Source organism: Bacillus sp. Marseille-P3661, from assembly GCF_900240995.1.
GTDB lineage: Bacteria > Bacillota > Bacilli > Bacillales > Bacillaceae_J > OESV01.
In genome coordinates, this window is the sequence record NZ_LT965953.1 from 1,573,706 (window position 1) to 1,594,394 (window position 20,689).

Genomic DNA, 20,689 nt, shown 5'->3' on the forward strand with positions numbered 1-20,689 from the left:
ACCTTACAACTATATACACATATAATACTACGTGTGTGCGTTTGTGTCAAAATAAAAAACCAGAGGGACAGGTCCACTGGCACTTCTGATCATACTACTAATTTGTGCCACGGTACCTGTCCCTCTGGCCCTTCCTCTGGCCCTTTTAAAGAATCTTATCTAAAATTGCTACGTATATCAAAAAAAAGAGTAGCGTTAATAATCCATATTTAAAGTTCCATTGTAATCCAGTTCTAAATGGGTTTTTATGAAGTAAATCTGCAAGTACTATGTTCGTCGGTGAAAGTGGTGAAAGAACGGTCCCTAAAGACCAGGAATATAATAATATTAAAGCAAGAATAAGCGGGTCTATACCTAAAAACGCTGGGTCTACGTTGATTGCAACAACTGTCACCAAGACACTCTGATGGATCCCTACCATAGAAAGAATTAGCACTGATAAAATTAATGTAAGAATTAAAATATACACATTAATATCTATTAAAGTAAATAACCATTCTTGAATAGCTTTTCCCATCGGTGTTCTTGAAAGCACATAACTGAAAAAACCAGCTGATAAAAATAAAAGAGCTTCGTTATATACCATCGATAAATTTTGGGGGAGCTGTTTAATTTCCTTTGTAAAAGAAGTCCATCGTTTTAAATATACTACCCATAATACAGTCGTTATCAAAACAGCCGTTACCACTATTACTGGAATTTCAAAATGGAACATTGCATCTAAAGTGAGCGTAAAAATAATCATGGCAAAAAAAATACTCATTAACTCTATGATGATAGACCATTTTACAGGCGAGGGAGCTTCCAGACTATTTTTGTCCCATTGCAAGTTCTTATGTAAAAAAAAGTTCAGGATACCACCTATCCCAACCATTAGGATAGCGGCTGTTAAAGCATAAGCAAACATACGAGTATACGATAAATCTTGCAAACCGGTTGTAACAATGACCATTGCACCAGTTGTTGGTGCCCAGAGAAACGATGCACCAAAGCTTCTGAGAATGGAAGCACCTATTAATTGGGAACTCGTATTAATACGAACAAAATAAGGTTCTAAAAATCGCAGTACAGATATGTTAAACAAAGGAGTAAAGCAGAAAGTAAGTGTACTTAGAAACAAATATTTTTTATTGGCGGTCGTTAAATATTTATTAGAAAGATTCGTTACCTCGTCCATATAATTTCTAAATTGGACTGGGATTTGCAATATACTGACCGCAATGAAGATACTGACAATGCCTATATTTACCTCAAGAGCATGTAACCAATCATCTAAACTTAAATTAAAATAAAAGAAAAGGATGTGTCCTATTAAAAATAAAGTGATGCCTAGTATTTTAGGTACTCGTTTCGAAAATAAAACAAGACCTAGTATGATGGCCATTAATAAGAAAAACAAGAGCAGTTTTTCATAAATAGCATGAAATGAAAAACCACTCAAGTAATATAAAACTACTGCAAGTAAGGAATAATTGGTCAACACCTTCACTTTATTTCCTAAGTTGCTCCAAACCTTTTCCCGAATCAGCCTTACCAAATTTTTTTTATATTCTACTTCCCCAATGATTGAGTGACCTCCTTACAGCAGATGGAATTAAACAGGTTATGTTGACTTCTTTCTATCTACTATACTGCTAATTTACTATAGACCTTTCTACATATCAGTTCGTCGGATAATTGCTTTTAATTCGGTATGTTCGTGCAAACCTTCAACGGCATGGCCTCTCCCAATTCCGCTTTGTTTATAGCCGCCAAAAGGCATGTTAACAGCTGATGCCCCTACTTGATGAATATTTATGAAGACACTTCCTGACTGAAGGCGTTTAGCTAATTGAAATCCACGCTCCTCATTTGACGTCCAGATCGAATTTCCTAATCCGAATTCAGTATCATTCGCAAATGATATGGCTTCCTCCTCCGTTTCAAATGGAACGATTGGGATAACCGGACCAAATTGTTCCTTTTGAACAATATCATCTTCATGGCTTACGCCTGTCACGATTCTTGGTAAAACATAATAGCCATCCTCTTCCTTTACACCTTCAACAAAGGCTCCAACTTGAGTCACTGTCGCATTACTGGTCTCAAGATCCTTAATTAACTTTTGCACACTTTCAAACTGCGGTTTATTATTAATTGGACCTAATGTCGCTTTTGGATTAAAGCCGTGCCCGACCTTTAAGTTATCTGCTGCAGCAGTAAATTTCTCGACGAACTCACTATATCTGTCTTTACTAACATAAATTCTCTTGATGGCATAACATATTTGACCGCAAAACGTAAATACACCTTTAATCATTTTATTTATCATTTCTTCATCTATATTTGCATCACTAAGCACAATGGCAGCATCATTCCCGCCTAATTCCATGCTGAAATTTTTGATCGTCTTAGAACCTTCACTTATTATCTTACTTCCTATTTCGGTACTTCCTGTAAACGTAATTTTACGCACCCTTGGATGCACTGTCATTTCATGGCCAACTGTAGAACCGGAGCCTAAAACAACGTTAAGTACACCGTTCGGCAACATACCTGCCATATGTCGAAGAATCTTTGTAAGTGTCAGCGGTGAAAAGGTCGAAGGTTTTAATACAACGGAATTCCCTGCAAGCAATGCCGGGGCAGCCATCATAAATCCCAATAATACTGGAAAGTTCCAAGGAACAATGACAGAAACAACCCCCATTGAATCTCGTGTTAAAACCATCTTCCCCTGTTCATTTTCAATCACTTTATCTTCATTTAATTCGTTTGTTAAAGTACTGTAATACTTCAAAACATTTACAGAAGCTACTAATTCTGCTTTCGCTTCAGATAGTAACTTCCCATTTTCCAATGCAAGGAGTTCTGTTAAAGACCCAATATTTTCTTCTATATACTTCGCAGTTGATTGCAAATACTCAGCTCTAGCGTCTGCTCCTAGTGCTGACCACTGCGGCCACGCAATATGTGCACACTCTACTGCTTTGTTCACATGTGCTTCATTCCCCATCGGTATCTCTCCAATAACAACTTTGAGATTCGCTGGGTCATGAAGTGTTAATTTTTCACTATTTGAAACAGATTCACCATTAATATACATATCCACAGAAAAGTTTTTCACGTTATTTACCTCCAGTAGATTTATAAAAAACATTAATGACCAGCTGCACAAATAACAGCGACTTGTACAGCCAACTTAGCTTCCATTTCAAGACCTACAAAATTCTCTTTTATTGTGATTGATTTTTCTCGTTTTACATTTGAAGTTACGACACAAATAACCCAACTCTAAGCGGTGTACACCTACCTGCAACGGCCACAGGTTGTTTGGCATTAGCAATTGGTTTAAGCGCTTTTTTCCTTATTCAATTTTGCAAGAAGGCATAAAAATGTTCTTGCCTTCTTGCCAAAAATGCTTTACTCATCAAATCATTTAGCCAAATAACTAAGTCATCGTTACTGTCTTTTCAGACTTACTCTTTCTTATTTGACTAAATAAAATATACAAAATTGTTACAACGGCCACAGCATTGAAAATCCAAGTTGAATTGGAAAAATTTATAGGTAAAAGTAGAAGAAAACCGCAGATACCTAAGACAATCCTTTTTCCAGAGTCGACTTGCTGTAAAAAAAAGCCTTCAACTGCAGATGCAAGAATAATACAGCCAACAACTGCTGTTGCAACAGACAAAATCATAGTTGAATAAACTATATCTCCCTTCAGCAGTAAGGAAGGAGAAAATACAAATATAAACGGAACAATATACCCTACCAACCCCAGCCGCATAGCTTGAAGTCCAATTTTGTTAGGACTCGCATTTGCAATGCTTGAAGCAGCAAAACATGCTAATGCAATCGGAGGTGTAAAATTTGACAAAATTGCAAAGTAAAAAACAAATAAATGAGCAGCCATAGGTTGAACCCCTAATTCAACTAGTGCCGGTGCTACCAATACAGCAACTAGTGTATAAGCTGCCACTGAGGGCATTCCCATACCTAATATCACGGCAACAATCGCACTTGTTATTAACAGTGGTAATAGTCCATATTCTCCGACGTAGCTAAGACTTAAAGCCAAATTAAACCCTAAACCAGTAACGCCGGTTACTCCGATAATAATCCCTGCTGCAGCTAACACAATACTTATTTCAAGTAATAATCTGCCGGTACCAACAAATGCATCAGTAATTAACTTGAAGAATTGTTTCCATAAATGTCTTTGAAATACAGTTAAAAACAGAAGACCTATACCCGTAGCATAAATACCCGCAAGTGTTGGTGGATATCCTAAGAAAAATAAGCTATAAATTAAAAAAGAAAATGGAGGTACAATAAGCCAACCTTTGATTAATGAATCTTTTATAGCAGGAAGATTATCCTTAGACAGGCGTTTAAATCCATCCCGCGCAGCAATAAAATCAACTTGTGCGAAAAGGCAAATATAAAAAAGTAAGGCAGGAATTAATGCAGCTAAAGCCACTTCACTATATGGAACCCCCATATAATCGGCAATAACAAAGGCTGCAATTCCCATAACAGGAGGCATAATTTGACCACCTGTTGAAGCAACTGCCTCAATCGCTCCAGCTTGTTCTGAAGTATATCCATTTTTTTTCATCATCGGAATTGTAATGGTACCTGTTATCATAACGTTTGTAACTGGACCGCCTGTTACACTTCCCACTGCACTTGATCCAACAATCGATGCTTTCGCTGGTCCTCCACGAAACCGTCCAAATAAGCTTAAGGCAATATTATTTATTTTATCGCCACCATTAAATGCAAGCAAGACTTGGCCAAAAAGGACAAATGTAAGCGCGATAGTAGCAGCAAGCCCAAACATATTTAAGGTACTACTTGCATCTAGGTAAAGATAATTAAATAGATTTTCAGGTTTAATTTGTTTACCACTAAGTGGTCCTGGAAAAAACGGTGCACTCCACGCGTAAAAAATAAAAATGGTCACGATCACTACTAGTATATTGCCTACCAATCTTCGAAGCGCTTCCATAAATAGCAATACCGCAATCACACTTAGGGCAATTCGCGTTGGAGTTAAATGTGTAAAAGTTAATGAAAGCTCCGGGTAATTAATAGCAACATTTAATCCTACTATTAGTCCAAGCATCGCTAAAACGAAGTCATACCAAGGAACTTTTGACTTCGTAGAACGCTTTGAAATTGGTACACTTAAAAAAATACAGAAAAGGATCAAACCTATGAACAAGCCAATGTATTGTTCTTCATAAATAGAGATACCGAATTTATATTGGAAACCCAATAAATAAAGAACTCCAACCACCGGTATTGCTGCCAGAGCTACCTTCAAAACAACAGCCATAGGACCCTTCAAATTTCTGTATCGCGAAAGATTGGTTTGCTCCATCTTTTCCCCCCTCTACCTATTAAGTTAGGAATACCCTTACAGCCTATTCGGCTAATTTAAGTAGTTCGTCTTGTAACGCTTGAACCTCATCCGTCCAAACACCTATTTCTTTAAAATATTTGATCGCTCCTGGATGATAAGGAACAGCAGGATTAGGATCAAACATTTGCTCTGGAACCCAAAGCTTTAGTGCAGCGTGTATTGGATGCAATTCTTCATAATTTTCAAATAGTGTTTTTACAATATCATAGGCCACATCATCTGATATGTCAGAATAGCTTGCAAGCATAGTTGGATATTGGGTAACAACTGTCTCTTCACCATCTAATATGCCTTCTGTTCTAACAGCCAGTGTAGTACCTGGAACCAATTCAGTAAGCGGTTTCATTACTTTCTCTGGTATATCATTATTTTTAACCTGTTCGACAGTTACATCCGCAAAATTTAGCACCCTTACCCCTATTGCATTATTTACTTCCATAATTGTTGGAGATGTAATTGAACCGGCAAAGACTGCATCCGCATTTCCTGTTTGTAACGCTTCCATGCCAGCTACAGAAGAAGGAACTGGAACTTTGACAATATCATCCCATCCTAACCCCACACCCCTCAACTGTGCTTCAAGAATATTAACTACAATTTGATTTCCCGCATAATCGGAGGTTGCTTTACGTCCCTTTAAATCCGATGTACTTTGAATTTCTGAGTCTTCGCGTACTGTATATCCAGCCGTGAACATCGGATTACCTCTAACAAGCATACGGACATTTTTATTTTGATCATACGTCGATTCTCCTCTGAAAGCCCAGGCTACATCAGGTACTGAAGCTACACCTAATTCCACATCCCCTTGATTCAGTAAAGGTATCCATGCATTTGGGCCTTCATAAGGAGTTACGGCTGCCTTATTTTGACCATTTTTACTAAGAATACTTGCTACGCCTGTTGCTACACTGTTATAAACGGACCCTTGTGGATGAGAAGCTATTGACACATTCACACCATTTCCGCCGCCGCTTCCACTATTTTCAGATTCACCCTTATTATTATCGGTGTTCGTTTCCTGCTGACCGCTACAAGCCACTAACATGATTAGCGACATGAACAAAATAGAAATGATAAACATATTTCGGTTCATTTTAAAACACATCCTTCTCATCTCATTTAATCTCCCAGCGCAGCTCAAAAGGCGCAAGGTTTGCCCCCGCGAGGTTATGGTTGGCGTTGGATTTTGCTAATTTGCTTGAATGTTCTGAATGAGCACCATTTTTTGGTTCATACAGTCTGAAAATCTCACGTACTGGGAGAAGGAATTTCTAGGCAAGCGGCTCATTACAAATGGGATCCATATTAAACCTGTTTCAATAAACACAAACTTCAATCCGAAAAGCGCTCAGGAATACCATTTTTAACGAGATTTGTCATTTTAACCATACTATAGAAAGGAAAACCTAATGCATGTGCAGAAATAAATCTATTTAATAGCTAAAATGTCATCCCTTTTTCTTCCAACAGCTTGTATAATGGCATATACGCGCCGCACATCTGTAACCTCCTTATTCAAATTTTGTATAAATAATTTGTGTTGCGAAATTCTATTAATCTATGTAATAAATCACCTCCTTAACTGAGGATATTTACATGAACACATAACGAGTTCATATGATCTATGATTTAATAGGCAAAAGACTATATCAACGTTTTACACTTAAAAGATATAACTGCAAACTGTTGATTTTTTCTACAGCCTACTAATCCACTGATTTAAAAGCTGACATTACAACACTTAATCCTTTTACGTTGAATTAGCAAATTACTTATAAATAAAACAACTAGTACTAAACCTTTGAAAAAGTATATTTAAATAAAGAACGGGTGGATTATATTATTATTGGAAAATGGGTGATAAATAAACTTGTAGTATAGTAGTATTTGCATTAATAAAGCGGAGATTTATAATATATTATTATGATTGGATTATTTTACATCGAATGAAAAATATATAAGTAAAATATAACATAATGATTTAGCAATCTTTTCATTGCTCACATAACTCTATAACTTAACTTTTCGCAGTAAAATATTGTTAATTTTTGAATTTTCTTAATTATATAATAAATAAAAGTTTTTTTCAATACTTGCTGTTTGATTTTTGCTTAATTTAATAATCCGTATAATAATCTATGGGAATCTAAAAGTTTTTTTCATTTTTTTAAATGAGTGACAGGACCACATAAGAAATTTGACTTTCTAAAACTAGAACTTAAACAATATATGTTTGTAAATCTTAATTACTAGAGGAATAGACATACAGCTCGATTTCGCACCCCTAGTTTAAAAATGCTAAAAAAGAAGGAGAGGATTTTATGTCTAACGTTATAGACCGAGTAAAAAAACTATTACCTACATTACCAGCTACCCTCAAAAGAATAGCTAATGTTGTTATAGATGATCCAGAATTTGTAGTTAAAGATAACCTAAATGGACTTGCGATAAAATCAAAAACTAGTGATGCTGCCGTCGTTCGGTTTGCCAAGCGAGTTGGATACAAAGGTTTCAGAGATCTTCAAATCAGCCTTGCTTATGAACTTGGGGATAGTCACACACAAATGGATCAAGAAATAGGGTTACACGCAAGTATCGAAACCATTGTTAACGTTTCTTCTAATGCAAATATACACGCCGTAACCGAGTCGCGGGAATTTTTGAATTATACCTCCGTGGAAAAAGTAATCAATATAATTAAAAAGGCTCGAATTGTTCATATTTTTGCACAAGGCATCAATTACTCAACAGGAATTGATTTATCCTATAATCTTATGAAACTTGGCATATTATGCAATGTTTATAATGATTCTTATATGCATGCAGTTGCTGGAGCTATTTCAAGCCCTGATGACGTTGCCTTGGCGATTTCTCATAGAGGTTCAAATAAAGAGGTGATTGAATCCTTAACCATTGCACGTCAACATCATGCAAAAACAATTGCTTTAACGACAAGGGTCAATTCGCCAATTACTAAAATTGCGGATATATCACTTTGTGTTGCAGAGAAGGAAATAGTATTTCAAGGCGAGCCTTTAACATCCAGAATGAGCATGATGCACCTTGTCGATATTTTATTCCTTGGAATAGCAGCAAACATGGACGGAAAATCTCTTCAACGCTTAAAGGAAGTAAAAGAAGTACTAAATGAAAAAAGAGATCCTATCCTCTAAAAAAACAGAGCCAGGGGGTCAGCTCATCCACTGGCCCAGGGGAAGAGCCAGAGGGACAGGTCCACTGGCCTATCGTATATATTCACGAATCATGCCACTGATCCTATCCCTCTGGCTCTAAACAAAAATAAGCGTGTCCCTTATCTAAGAGATACGCTTCAACTCAATTGCTATTTAATTCAGAGAACCAGCGGAAACCAGAGGGACAGAAACCAGAGGGACAGGTCCACCGGCACTGACTCATTAGCATATACATACTAACTTGCGCCACGGTACCTGTCCCCCTGGCCCTCACCCCTGGCCCTCTGGTCCTTCCTTAGGTTATTCAAATGTATTTTCTTTAAAAACTGATGGAGAGTTCTTAAACCCTTTTGTCGTAATAGCAAGGAAGATGATTCCTGCAGCTAACCAACAAAATCCAACTGTCTTTCCTATTACATCCATACCTACTAAAATATAACAACAAACTAGAAACCCTAGAATAGGAAACAAAACGTTTGTAATTAAAAATAGGCCAGATCGCTCTTTTCGTCGTATAAAATATTCTACAAAAACAGATAAGTTTACACATATAAAACCTATTAATGCACCAAATACAACGATCGAGAAGAACACACTTAATGGAATGAAAACTGCCCCAATATAACCAACCACAGCCATAAAAATAATACTATTCACTGGAGTCTTATGCTTAGGATGAAGTCGCGAAAAGAAGTTTGGTAAAACCTTGTCACGCCCCATACTGAATAACACTCTTGATGCTGCAGCCTGGCCAGCAAGCGCAGTTGAAATTCCCGAAATGGCGATAATCAGTGTACAAAACGTAGCAAGAGTTCCCCCACCAACTGAAAATGCAATTTCAAAAAATGCAGTATCTGCCGTTTCAAAAGAATTAAAATCCGGTTGTGCTACTGTTGCAAAATAAGCTTGAGCGATATAAAAAACAGTACTAACCACACAAGCCAACACAGCAGCTCTACCTACCATTTTCCCTGTAACATTTGAATCTTCTGCCATCGTGGTTACAGCGTCAAATCCGATATACGATAGAACAGCAATCGATGCTGCCGCCATTAAACTGTCCCAAGAAAATGTTTCAGGATTATAAATACCCTTAAATGTAAAGACCTCTCCATAGCCAACACCATTTGCTACTGCTTTTATAGCAACTATTACAAATGCCACAATGCTTAAAATCATAAAGATTGTCATAATAATATTTACCCGTGATGTTGTTTTAGCACCAAAATAATTACATATTGTAACTGGGACTAAAAATACTAGTAACAGCACCCAAAGCGGAATAAATGGTAAGAGTTCCGATAAAAATAAAGCACTTACTTTATAGATTAACATTGGGAAAATTAGATAATCTAACATAATAGACCAGCCCGCAATAAAACCCACATTTGAATGAACAGCTTGTGATGTGTAACTATACGTTGAGCCAGCAATTGGGTATGCTTGAGCCATTTTACCGTAACAGTAAGCTGTAAATAGCATAGCAATTAAACCAATTAAGTAGGCTAAAACGGCATGACCTTGAGATACTTGAGCAAGAGCACCAAATAGTGTTTGAGCTGAAACCGGTGCCATAAATACCATTCCAAAAATAACTAAATCCCGAGTTTTTAATACTTTCTTAAATTCCTGTTTATATCCAAATTGTTCGATCCCCTGTGTTTTTGAGGACTCTAAACTAGAATAAGACATGATTCTCCCCCAATCCTTATGTTGTTAACCAAGCATGGACCAGATAATATCTTTAAGAAACTGTTATACTATATCCATCAAATTATGGCCTGGTGTTAGCTAATTTTCTTATCTCTTCTATTAAAATAAGCTAGATTATAGGAACCGGTTTCATTAACCCGTTCCTACTGTCCTTCTAGGACTCAATTTATAAGGTTCTAAATATATTTTAATAGTCTTATTCATGTTATAAATACCAAACTTAGTCGTTAGACCATCCTTTTATATTAACAATAACGATTCTGTGGATTAAAATAATGCCAACAACCTCTTAGTTTACTTTTTTATTAGACTGCCATATATTGTTCGATTCTTAATCTAGAGTTTTGATCTACCAAATCGTTAATTACGATTTGCCCTTGGTTCATTACTGCGTAAGAATGGGCTACACTTAGGGCAAAATCAACGTTTTGCTCTACAAGTAAAACCGATACCCCTTGTTCATTCATTTTTCGTAATGCATTTGAAATATTATCAATGACAGAAGGCTGGACACCCTCTGTAATCTCATCCAATATAATTAGTTTTGGTGATCGAATCATGGCCCTTGCCATAAGCAACATCTTCTTTTCTCCACCACTTAACGTACCCGCCTCTTGTTTCAATCTTTCCTTAAGGATTGGGAAAATTCGAAAAGCTTCCTCGCAAATGGTGCTAAAACTTGTACTTTGACGTGGAAGGCCCACCTTCAGATTTTGCTCCACGCTTAAATTATCAAATAATGCTGATTCCTGGGGTGCATAAGCAATCCCCATATTTGCAATCTGGAACGGTTTTAGTCCTGTAATCCTAGCTCCGTCAAATGAGATTTCTCCCTCAAATGTTTCAACAATTCCCATGATAGTCTTTAATAGAGTGGATTTCCCTACACCATTTCTTCCCAATACACATAAGATCTTACCGTATTCAACCTTTAATTGTATTTCTCTGTCAATGACCGTTCGCCCATATCCCGAAGACATCCTGTTTATTTCCATTAGACTCATGTTGCCCTTCCCCCTAAATACACTCTCTTAACAAGCTCATTCCCAGTAACGTCTTGTACAGTCCCATCTGCCATAATTGTCCCATCATGTAAAACGGTTACCCTATCAGAGATTTCCTTTACAAAATCCACATCATGTTCGATGACTAGTAGGGAAATATTATCCTTACGCGCAAGTTGTGTCAGCATTTTCCCTATGTTTCTCCGCTCATGTAAAGTTAAACCTGCAGTAGGTTCATCTAAAAATAATACTTTCGGTTCAAGCGCGATTGACATACATAGTTCCAGCAATTGCTGGTCTCCATGGACTAGGTTATCTGCCTCAACTGATAACTTTTCCGATAACCCGCTTTGGCGCAGCAACTGTTCAGCGGAAGGCGTTAAAGTTAACGTATTTGTTCTTTTAAAGAAAGAAGGGAACTTACCTTTTCCTGCTGCTAATTGTAAGTTTTCAGCTACCGTTAATGAACCAATTATATTTGTGGATTGAAATGTCCGAGCTATTCCCAAGCGAACGATGTCCTCTGGTTTCTTATTCTCGATTCTTTGTCCCTCTAACTCCACAGCTCCTGTTGGAATATTCCGTCCTGTAAGACTGTTTATCAATGTTGATTTTCCTGCTCCATTTGGTCCGATAATACATAACAATTCTCCACTGTTTAACTTCAAATCTATACCTTTTAGTATATTAAGAGATCCAAATGAAACCTTAAGATTTTGAATATTTAGAATACCATTTCCGTGTTGTTTACTTTGAGAAGGGGGCTTCACCACAACTTGATATTGGTTTTCCTTATCCGATGTTTTTTTGTTAAGCAGTGAATACAATCCATTTGGCATAAACACTACGACAAACACGAAGAGCAGTCCAAGTAGCACTTGCCACACATAAGGAAAACTTTCAATAAAATACGGTTCTAAAATATTAATTAATAATGCTCCAATAACTGCACCCACTAGCTTGCCGCGTCCACCGATTGCAACCCACACGATAACCTGCGTAGCTAAAACAAAATTCAATAGACTAGGTGAAACGAATCCTGAGTAAGGAGCATATAGAACGCCGGCTAAACCTGCAATGGTCCCTGAGAGAACAAACATTAACGTCCGAACCCACGCTGTTTTGTAACCCATAAAGCGAGTTCGCTCTTCATTATCCCTAACAGCAACAACCACTTTTCCCATATTACTGTTCAAAAATTTGTACGAAAGGTAAAGAACGGATACAAAAAAGAAAAAAATAACAAAGTAAAGCGGAATTCCAGATAAGGGATATCCAGGCAAGCCATTTAATCCATTTTGCCCCCCCGTCAATTGAGGGAAACGGAGTGCCACTTGTTCCGCCAGTAGAGATAATGACAGGGTAATGACCCCGATATAAAATAGACTCGACTTAGTAAAAAAAAGAAACATACTAACGACAAGAGCCAGCAGTGCCGGAAGAGCAATGCCCAAAACGACTCCCAAAGCAATAGAAACACTTGAATCCCACTGCAATGCAGTGATAGCAAAGGCGTACGAACCCAAACCAAAAAACACACTGTGCCCCAAAGATAGGATACCACCATATCCCCATGCCAAATCAAGACTTATAGCAAAAATAGCAAATATCAAGACCTTCCCAATCAATGATAAAAAGTAATCAGTTGATACGAAAGGCAATAACAATAACAGAAGACAAATGATAGTAAGGTGCTTAATAGTAGTATTTTTCAAGAAATAATTGTTTAACAAAAACATCACCCTATCGTTCCTAAGATAAATTGGTTTTTCGGAATCTCATAATTACCATTGCCAGAACCACGATCGAAATGCTTCCCCAGATTGAATCGTACCAGAAAGAAATCAATGTTTGGGATCCTCCTAAGATAGTAGCGCTTCCTGCAACCCCTAGTATAGACCCCATCCCACCAACCAACACTAAAAAAAAGGCATTCATTACGTAGCAAACCCCCATCCCAGGGTATACACTAACAAAAGGAGCAAGTAGAGCTCCTGCAAACCCCGCCAATGCACTACCTACCACAAAGGTAGTAGTATAAGCCCTATTTACATTAATACCTAGCGAGGAAGATAATACCGGATCTTTAATTACAGCTCGAACCGTTACCCCTACGTTTGTTTTACGTTCTATTAAAACAAGCATGATTACAACGGCTATTGCAATGAAGACGATAAGTATACGGTAAAGCGGATAACTTACATCGAACATCGACACAGATTGATCTATAGGCATTGGTACTGGTTTGTAGTTTTTTCCAAAGATCATCTCAATGCATTGCCGTATTACAATTCCTACTCCCCACGTTGCAAGAATAGACTCCATGATCTTGCCATAAAGACGACGAATCAATAGCCTCTCCAAAACCAGTCCAAATAATGCTACAACAATAGGTGCAATAAGCAGCGCTAACCATGGACTCAATCCAAGGCTAGTAGTTAGGTAGGCCGAATAAGCTCCTAACATCAAAAGCTCTCCATGCGCCAAATTCACTACACCCATTAATCCAAATATAATTGCGAGTCCGATAGCGACAAGGAATAATATCGCTATCGAACTAATAACATCTAAACCTACAATCGTTGCGGTTACCAATTAAACCACTCTCCAAAATTCGGATTGAATCTTTCTAACCTTATCGACGGCTTCGGATTGGTCAAATGATACTTTGTTTTCAGGGAGTTCGTTGAAAATACTTTGAAACGGATCTTCCACTCCACTCTCTAGACCACTTAGACATTCAATAACCTTCAATGTACAAAACGGTACATATGTTGAACTATATCCTCCTTCATGACAAGCCACAAGACGTCCGTTACAGTGACGGTCAGCTATTCCCTTCACAATTGAAGCCATTTTATAAAATCCTTCTGCTGTTACTTGCATCCGACCAAGCGGATCATAAATACTTGGGTCTTGCCCAGCCGATACTATCACTAGTTCAGGCATAAACTCATCAGCAATCGGAACGACGATATTCTCTAGCGCATAGAGGTACCCTGCATTTCCTGTTCCAGCTGGTAATGGAATATTAACGTTGTACCCTTTTCCTGGACCTTCTCCTATATCTTCTGCATTTCCCCCTCCAGGAGGAATAGTCCCATGTTGGTGCAGTGAAAAAAATAATATATTAGGATCATCATAAAATGCATGTTCAATACCATTTCCATGATGTACATCCCAATCTATAATCATAATACGTTTTAAACCATACTTTTCCCTGGCGTAATGCGCCGCGATGACAGCGTTATTGAATATACAAAACCCTAGACCTTGATCTTTTTCAGCGTGGTGCCCACACGGTCGAATAAGAGCGTAAGCATTTTTTACTTTACCTTCCATAACTGCGTCAATACCGGTTAAAGCACCTCCTACGGACAACTTAGCAATTTCATAGGTACCTTTCCCTACAATGGCATGAACACCTGCGTCACCGCCAGTAGTATCACTAAGTTCTTTGACTCTATCGATATATTCCGGCGTATGAAAATATTCAATCTCATTTCTAGTAGCATACCTTGGTTTCAAAACTTCTAATTCATTGATAAACCCGCTACGCTCTAATAGATTTTTTATACGTCTTTTAGTACTTGGATTTTCAGCGTAAATATCTGGCTCTAAATATCCTTCCGCTCTGAGCATAAGTGCTCCGGTACCAACATTATGCCAAAAGTAACTTTCATCACATATAAATCCTGTCTTAGCCATATTCTTGCACCTCCAAATTCTATTGCGGTTTGATAACGCCAAAGTCTTTTACCACTTTGAACTCTAGGTCAGACTGTACTTCCCCAAGATAGATTGATAGATTAGCATATTTTGATTTCTCATCAAATGTAATCTCTCCTCTAGGACCTACAAATGAAACCTTAGATATTTGTTCTTTAACCGCCTCTGTCTCTAAAGAATTCGCTTCCTTCACCGCCAAGGCCCACATATGAATTGCATCATAAGGACCGTTTGATATGAAATTTGGTCTTGGTGCGTTTTCTCCGAACATTTCATTATATCTCTCAAGAAATTTCTTATTTTCTTCAGTTTCTAAATTGTAGAAATAAGACGCAGGCTCAATCATACCCACTGCTCCTTCGCCCATCGCTTTCACGGAATCCTCATCAACTACAAAGCTTATTATTTTTACTTGCTTATCTAAACCCATACTGCGAAGTTGCTTAATAAATGCAATTGCATCAGAACCAATAAGCTCCATAGAGATCATATCAGGTTTAGCAGCTTGTATTTTTGTTAGGATGGTCGAAAAATTTGAAGTACCCATAGGAACGTATTCCTCACCCACTACTTCAGCATTTTCAGCCGATAACGTTTCCTTTAACACATTACTAACATCCCTCGGAAATTTATAGTCATTTCCTACGATATACCACTTTTTTGTATCATACTCTTCGATTACATATGGCACTACCGGTTCTATAATTTGGGAAGGAGTTTCACCGTTTATATAAAGATTCGGTGCTTCCACATATTCAGTAATTGGTGTAAAAAAGTACATCTTCCCAGCCTCTTCAGCTATAGGGCTAATCGAATCCCTTTCTGCACCACTTGCTTGGATAAAAACTACATCCGCTTTATTTTTGTCAATAGCAATCTTGGCTTGTTCATTCGCAACTTTAGGATCAGTTCCAGTGTCTCCTACCATTAACTCGAGCTTTTTTCCTAACAGTCCTCCCGCATCATTGATCTCCTTTATTGCCATTTCCGCGACATTCACCGAGGTTCCGCCATAAGGAGATGCTGGTCCGCTTAAAGCGGTAAGTAGACTAACTTTGATCGTGTTCCCGGATTCATCGCTGTTTGTTTCACCCGCGCTCTGATCTACTTTTTCGTTAGATTGTGCACAAGCGCTAAACACGATTATTGATAGTATAAGTACGAATAGCGAAAATACTTTTTTCATCGTTTGACCTCCAGTAATTGTCATCATCTAGGTATTGAATAATTCTCATAAGCTTTATTTTCTGCCAGTTGATCGGCATAAGGTTTAACCCGCTCAAAACAATCACCAATTTGTAAAATCCTTTTTTCAGTAAACGGCTTTCCAATCAACTGCAATCCTACCGGCAAACCTTCCGTCACAAAACCACACGGAACTGATAACGCAGGGAAACCAGTAAAGTTTCCAATTGGGGTCCGGAATAGGCTCCAAATTGCTTCTGCCATGTTTTCTGGAGGAACAGACCAAATTGAGAATGCAGGATGGATGTTTGTCGGAGTTAAAAGAATATCAACACCCTCCATTGTTTCTAAAAGTCTTTGAGTAAATAGATTCCGGTACCGTTGGGCATCAATATATTCTTGTGCACTTACTCCTTTTCCATCCAAAATATGCTCCCGTACCCCATTGCCATATAACTCTGGATGTGAGTCAATAATGTTTTTATGAAAAGCATATCCTTCTGAAACCGCTATTGAAAAAATGGATTGGATTGCTCTATCAATACCTTCAATTTTAATTTCCTTCACTGTCGCTCCAAGGTTCTCCATAACACTGATGGCATCCTCAACAAGCTTAATTACCTCTGGATCAGCACTTTCATCAAAGAAGTATTCGCGACAAATTCCGATCACTACACCATTTAAGTTTTCTAGAGAGTCCTCAAATGCAACATCGACAATTTCCTTGGAGGAGGTTGGATCTTGACGGTCATGTCCTGAGATTAGCTGTAGCATTAACGCTAAGTCCTTTACATATCTTCCCATAGGTCCGATATGATCAAATGTCCAACTCATTGGCATGTTTCCGTATCGACTAACCCTTCCGTATGTCGGTTTGATAGCAGTACTGCCGCACAGTGCAGACGGTAGCCGAACCGAACCTAGCGTATCTGTTCCTATTGCACCGAAAGCCATACCGGCAGCAACTGCTACTGCCGAGCCCCCACTTGAACCACCCGGAATTTTATCCGGATTCCATGGATTTCGAGCAGGACCATAATGTAGATTTTCATTAGTGCCACCCCAACAAAATTCATGTAGGTTGTTTTTTCCAATAATGACGGCCCCCGCTTCCTTCAATTTGCGAATAATAGTTGCATCTTTATCGGATTTCCAATCTTTAAACACTCTTGAACCCCCGGTAGTAGGATGCCCCTTTGTATCAAACACATCTTTAATAGAAATAGGTACACCATGCAACGGACTCCGGAAGTGCCCTCTCGCAGCCTCTTCTTCCAATTCACGGGCTTGAGCAAGTGCCTCATCCTTCATCACACTTATATAAGCATTCAGTTTTGGATTCAATGTATCAATCCGGTCTAGCATAAGTTGTGTTAGTTCAGTCGGTGAAATCGCTTTTGATCTTACCATTTTGGAAATATCAGTAATGCGCTTAAAGTATAGTTCATTATTCATTCTCTGCACCTCCAGCCGATAATCTGTATGAGAAAGCAGGTTCTGTATCCATCAACAGCTCCTTGTTGGAATTCAATAATTGTTGAACAAACGTTTCTAAATTCACTTTTCTTTTCCTCCTTTAGATAATCACTAGTGAACATCCCGTTCAAGATAGAAAGATCATCGATATCCATTCAGGGTGAGTGCCAATTTGTTCGTACTTCAATAAACAGTTAAGACTTTTCACCTATCCGTTTTTACATATCAATGTTTTTTCTTTTAATGTCTTTTCTCATCATTAAAATACTTACTATCTTACTGTTTGATTAGCTTTTACCCCCATCTAGTTTATCCCCTGTCACCTAAAAATTTAGAATATTCACAATTTAAATATAGCACCCTTATATCCAATTTTCTTGTAAAAAAAGAAACTATTTATTAGAAATAATATAAAACATTAAGTACCACTCATGACATTTAAAACTATTAATGTACATGTTCTACCGAAATACGACTCAAAAATTGAGGGGAAGTGACTATTATATGAAATCCAATTATGATAAAATGTTATTAAATTCAAAATATTAACACTATTATCAAGCTAATTAATCGAAGAAAGAGGGATAATGAATGATTCAAAAGTCCAGCAATTATATACCTATGCAACCTGGATTGGAACAAGTAACCTTCCATTATTGTAAACCGCCCTTGAATCATTTTCGTTCAAAGTTGCCGGTTATACTGTTTTATGAATTTAAGATCAACGACCCAGCTTATGAATATATATCCGTCCTACCTGATGCTTGCGTTGAAATTGTCTTCGAGCTGAATCCAAGCAAGCCAACTGCATTAATCGGTGGAAGTGTATTGGAAAACAAGGAAATACGTTTTCGCTCTGGGGTTAAGCACTTCGGAATTAGACTTTTGCCGGAATATGGCATCAAATTGCCGGATGAGCCAGTAATAGATGACCACATTCCATTCTCGTCATTTTTGAAACAAGAACATCTAATGGAACAGATGTTAACGGACAATAGTTTTCATAATTGTATCAATTTGTTTAACCGCTTTATTCAGTCTGATTATTTCGCTGTCCGAGATGTTCCAGAATTCATACAATATTCCATACAACAATCGTATCTTACTAGAGGAAATATCGAGATAAACCACTTGGCTGAGAAAACAGGATATACAGTTCAATATTTCCGTAAAAAATTTGAACAATATACCGGTATGACCCCAAAATTATTCAACCGTATTATCCGTTTTCAGAATTCTCTGAACAGAATTTTAGACAAAAATGGGGACCTGCTAGATATTGTCGAAGAGTTTGGTTTCTATGACCAAGCACATTTAACCCGTGAATTTAGGAAATTTAATTATTTAACCCCCTTACAGGTTAAAAGGTCGATAAATAGATAGAACTCACCCCTCGACATAGCAGGACATTGTAGATATATAAAAGTTGAATAATTAATTTCATAGAGAGAGTACAAGCCCACATTTTTTTCATAAATGAGGGCTATATATTATATCAAGGTCTTTTTAAACCTAAATCTCTTAGGAAAAACAAGTAAAGAGTCAACCATTTTTTTAATAAGACATTACGTAAACAAGATCTCCCCAGCTCTATTCCATTATCCCCGTAACAATATCTTTAGTGGTTTCAATGAAGGCAGTAATGTCTTCATCCGTCATTGGTAATGAAAGAGAGAACTGCCCTCTGTATACCGGAAAAAAGCCACGTGTAGCTATTTCTAACGAGTAGATAGAGGTTTTATCATTGTCTGCATAATGCCAGTAGTCTCTATGCGTTTTAATTTCCCTACCAACTTTGTCTGTAAATGTATAAGCAAGAAAAGAGAATCCCTTACCATAAACGGAAAATGGATAATTTTTACTAGTAGACCATTCATTGATTTCTTTTTTTATTCGATCAGACTGATTATTCAATTTACCTAAAGCAGCCTCATCCATTGTTTGCATACAAGCTATCCCTGCAGCTGCTGCTAGTGGATGACCGTGGTGAGTTCCTGAAATCGCCACTTTGTCACCTTCAAGTACTTCAAAGATCTTAGATGAACCCCCTACTGCACCAATAGGAATGCCACCACCAATCATCTTTCCCATTACAGTTAAATCCGGCTTTACTCCATATATGCCCTGCAATCCATGATAGCCAGCACGCAATGTGATTGTTTCATCGAAAATCAGGACAATACCAAGTTCTTCTGTAAGTGCACGAATGCCTTCAACAAAATCCTGTTCCAGCACCACTACTCCACCTGCACCGGACTGCAATTCCATAATAACGCATGCGGTGTCATGAGCATTTTCCCTCAGAATCTGTTCACAGACAGCAAGGTCGTTTTGCTTTAATAATACAGTGTTTTCTGTAACAAACGCAGGAATTCCGCCAGAGTCAGGGAGAGGGTTTGGCTTATGATCAGGACCGGAAGACATATCAGGGCTAGGGTGCGCAGATACAGCAAGATCATCTATAAACCCGTGATAACCACCTTCAAATTTGGCTACTTTGGTCTTTCCTGTATACCCCCTCGCCATTCTAATGGCGCTAAGACAAGATTCACTTGCTGAACATGAAAATTTCACTTTTTCCACTGATTCAATTCGCTCGATAAGAATCTCCGCCAATTTGCTTTCATATTCAGTAGGATTACCAAAGGAAAACCCTTTTGGAAGTGTCTCCATAATAGCATTTGAAATATTCGGATGGTTGTGTCCAAGGATATTTACTGTAAAATTATTATTCATATCCAGCAACTTATGTCCATCAACCGTGTAAATATACTGCCCTTCCCCACGTTCAACAAAAATTCCATGAGGACCGTAATTGAAAGTTTTCCTACTAAAACCACCAGGAATACTATCTTTGCATTTTTCTGTTAATTCCTTGGACTTTTCAAATTTTTTCAAAAAACCTTCCATACTACTTTCTAACGTTATTTTCATAAAATACTTTTCTCCTTTTCATAAATAATAATGGATGG

14 protein-coding genes are annotated in these 20,689 nt (G+C 37.7%); 2 read left to right on the forward strand and 12 right to left on the reverse strand.

Features of this window, described 5'->3' with window-relative positions; genetic code table 11:
- Window positions 1-145: 145 nt before the first annotated feature.
- The 4 genes from C1724_RS07375 to C1724_RS07390 all read right to left on the reverse strand — a co-directional run bounded on the left by C1724_RS07375 (window position 146) and on the right by C1724_RS07390 (window position 6,509).
- Window positions 146-1,489 carry a TRAP transporter large permease subunit gene (locus C1724_RS07375; protein ID WP_142386526.1) on the reverse strand — a complete coding sequence of 448 codons (1,344 nt, stop codon included), beginning with the start codon at window positions 1,487-1,489 and terminating at the stop codon, window positions 146-148.
- A gap of 165 nt (window positions 1,490-1,654) precedes the next feature.
- Complete coding sequence (locus C1724_RS07380; protein WP_180994161.1) at window positions 1,655-3,106, reverse strand: aldehyde dehydrogenase family protein; 1,452 nt, start codon at window positions 3,104-3,106, stop codon at window positions 1,655-1,657.
- Between the two features lie 324 nt (window positions 3,107-3,430).
- Complete coding sequence (locus C1724_RS07385; RefSeq protein WP_102346053.1) at window positions 3,431-5,371, reverse strand: TRAP transporter permease; 1,941 nt, start codon at window positions 5,369-5,371, stop codon at window positions 3,431-3,433.
- A gap of 43 nt (window positions 5,372-5,414) precedes the next feature.
- Window positions 5,415-6,509, reverse strand: coding sequence for a TAXI family TRAP transporter solute-binding subunit (locus C1724_RS07390; protein WP_180994162.1), 1,095 nt, complete (start codon window positions 6,507-6,509; stop codon window positions 5,415-5,417).
- Between the two features lie 1,228 nt (window positions 6,510-7,737).
- Between C1724_RS07390 and C1724_RS07395 the strand changes: the two genes are divergently transcribed.
- Window positions 7,738-8,589 (forward strand): MurR/RpiR family transcriptional regulator, encoded by an 852-nt coding sequence (locus C1724_RS07395; protein WP_102346055.1) that lies wholly within the window; start codon window positions 7,738-7,740, stop codon window positions 8,587-8,589.
- 321 nt (window positions 8,590-8,910) lie between these two features.
- Here the strand turns inward: C1724_RS07395 and C1724_RS07400 are convergent, their stop codons facing one another.
- The 7 genes from C1724_RS07400 to C1724_RS07430 all read right to left on the reverse strand — a co-directional run bounded on the left by C1724_RS07400 (window position 8,911) and on the right by C1724_RS07430 (window position 17,696).
- A complete protein-coding gene (locus C1724_RS07400; RefSeq protein ID WP_102346056.1) occupies window positions 8,911-10,302 on the reverse strand; it encodes an APC family permease in 1,392 nt (463 codons plus the stop codon).
- A 326-nt stretch (window positions 10,303-10,628) separates the two neighbouring features.
- On the reverse strand, window positions 10,629-11,327 hold the full coding sequence (locus tag C1724_RS07405) for a branched-chain amino acid ABC transporter ATP-binding protein (protein WP_102346057.1): 699 nt from the start codon (window positions 11,325-11,327) through the stop codon (window positions 10,629-10,631).
- On the reverse strand, window positions 11,324-13,060 hold the full coding sequence (locus C1724_RS07410) for a branched-chain amino acid ABC transporter ATP-binding protein/permease (RefSeq protein ID WP_180994163.1): 1,737 nt from the start codon (window positions 13,058-13,060) through the stop codon (window positions 11,324-11,326). Before C1724_RS07410 ends, C1724_RS07405 begins: the two co-directional genes overlap by 4 nt.
- Before the next feature lie 19 nt (window positions 13,061-13,079).
- A complete protein-coding gene (locus C1724_RS07415) occupies window positions 13,080-13,922 on the reverse strand; it encodes a branched-chain amino acid ABC transporter permease (protein WP_102346059.1) in 843 nt (280 codons plus the stop codon).
- Window positions 13,923-15,035, reverse strand: coding sequence for a class II histone deacetylase (locus C1724_RS07420; protein WP_102346060.1), 1,113 nt, complete (start codon window positions 15,033-15,035; stop codon window positions 13,923-13,925).
- A 19-nt stretch (window positions 15,036-15,054) separates the two neighbouring features.
- Window positions 15,055-16,242 carry a substrate-binding protein gene (locus C1724_RS07425; protein WP_180994164.1) on the reverse strand — a complete coding sequence of 396 codons (1,188 nt, stop codon included), beginning with the start codon at window positions 16,240-16,242 and terminating at the stop codon, window positions 15,055-15,057.
- A gap of 23 nt (window positions 16,243-16,265) precedes the next feature.
- Complete coding sequence (locus C1724_RS07430; protein WP_102346062.1) at window positions 16,266-17,696, reverse strand: amidase; 1,431 nt, start codon at window positions 17,694-17,696, stop codon at window positions 16,266-16,268.
- 612 nt (window positions 17,697-18,308) lie between these two features.
- Here C1724_RS07430 and C1724_RS07435 point away from each other — a divergent pair.
- The gene (locus C1724_RS07435; protein ID WP_102346063.1) at window positions 18,309-19,100 is read left to right on the forward strand and encodes a helix-turn-helix domain-containing protein; all 792 of its coding nucleotides are present in this window, start codon (window positions 18,309-18,311) and stop codon (window positions 19,098-19,100) included.
- Window positions 19,101-19,307: 207 nt separating this feature from the next.
- Here C1724_RS07435 and C1724_RS07440 read toward each other — a convergent pair whose 3' ends face one another.
- Window positions 19,308-20,651 carry an aspartate aminotransferase family protein gene (locus tag C1724_RS07440; protein WP_102346064.1) on the reverse strand — a complete coding sequence of 448 codons (1,344 nt, stop codon included), beginning with the start codon at window positions 20,649-20,651 and terminating at the stop codon, window positions 19,308-19,310.
- Window positions 20,652-20,689: the final 38 nt, after the last annotated feature.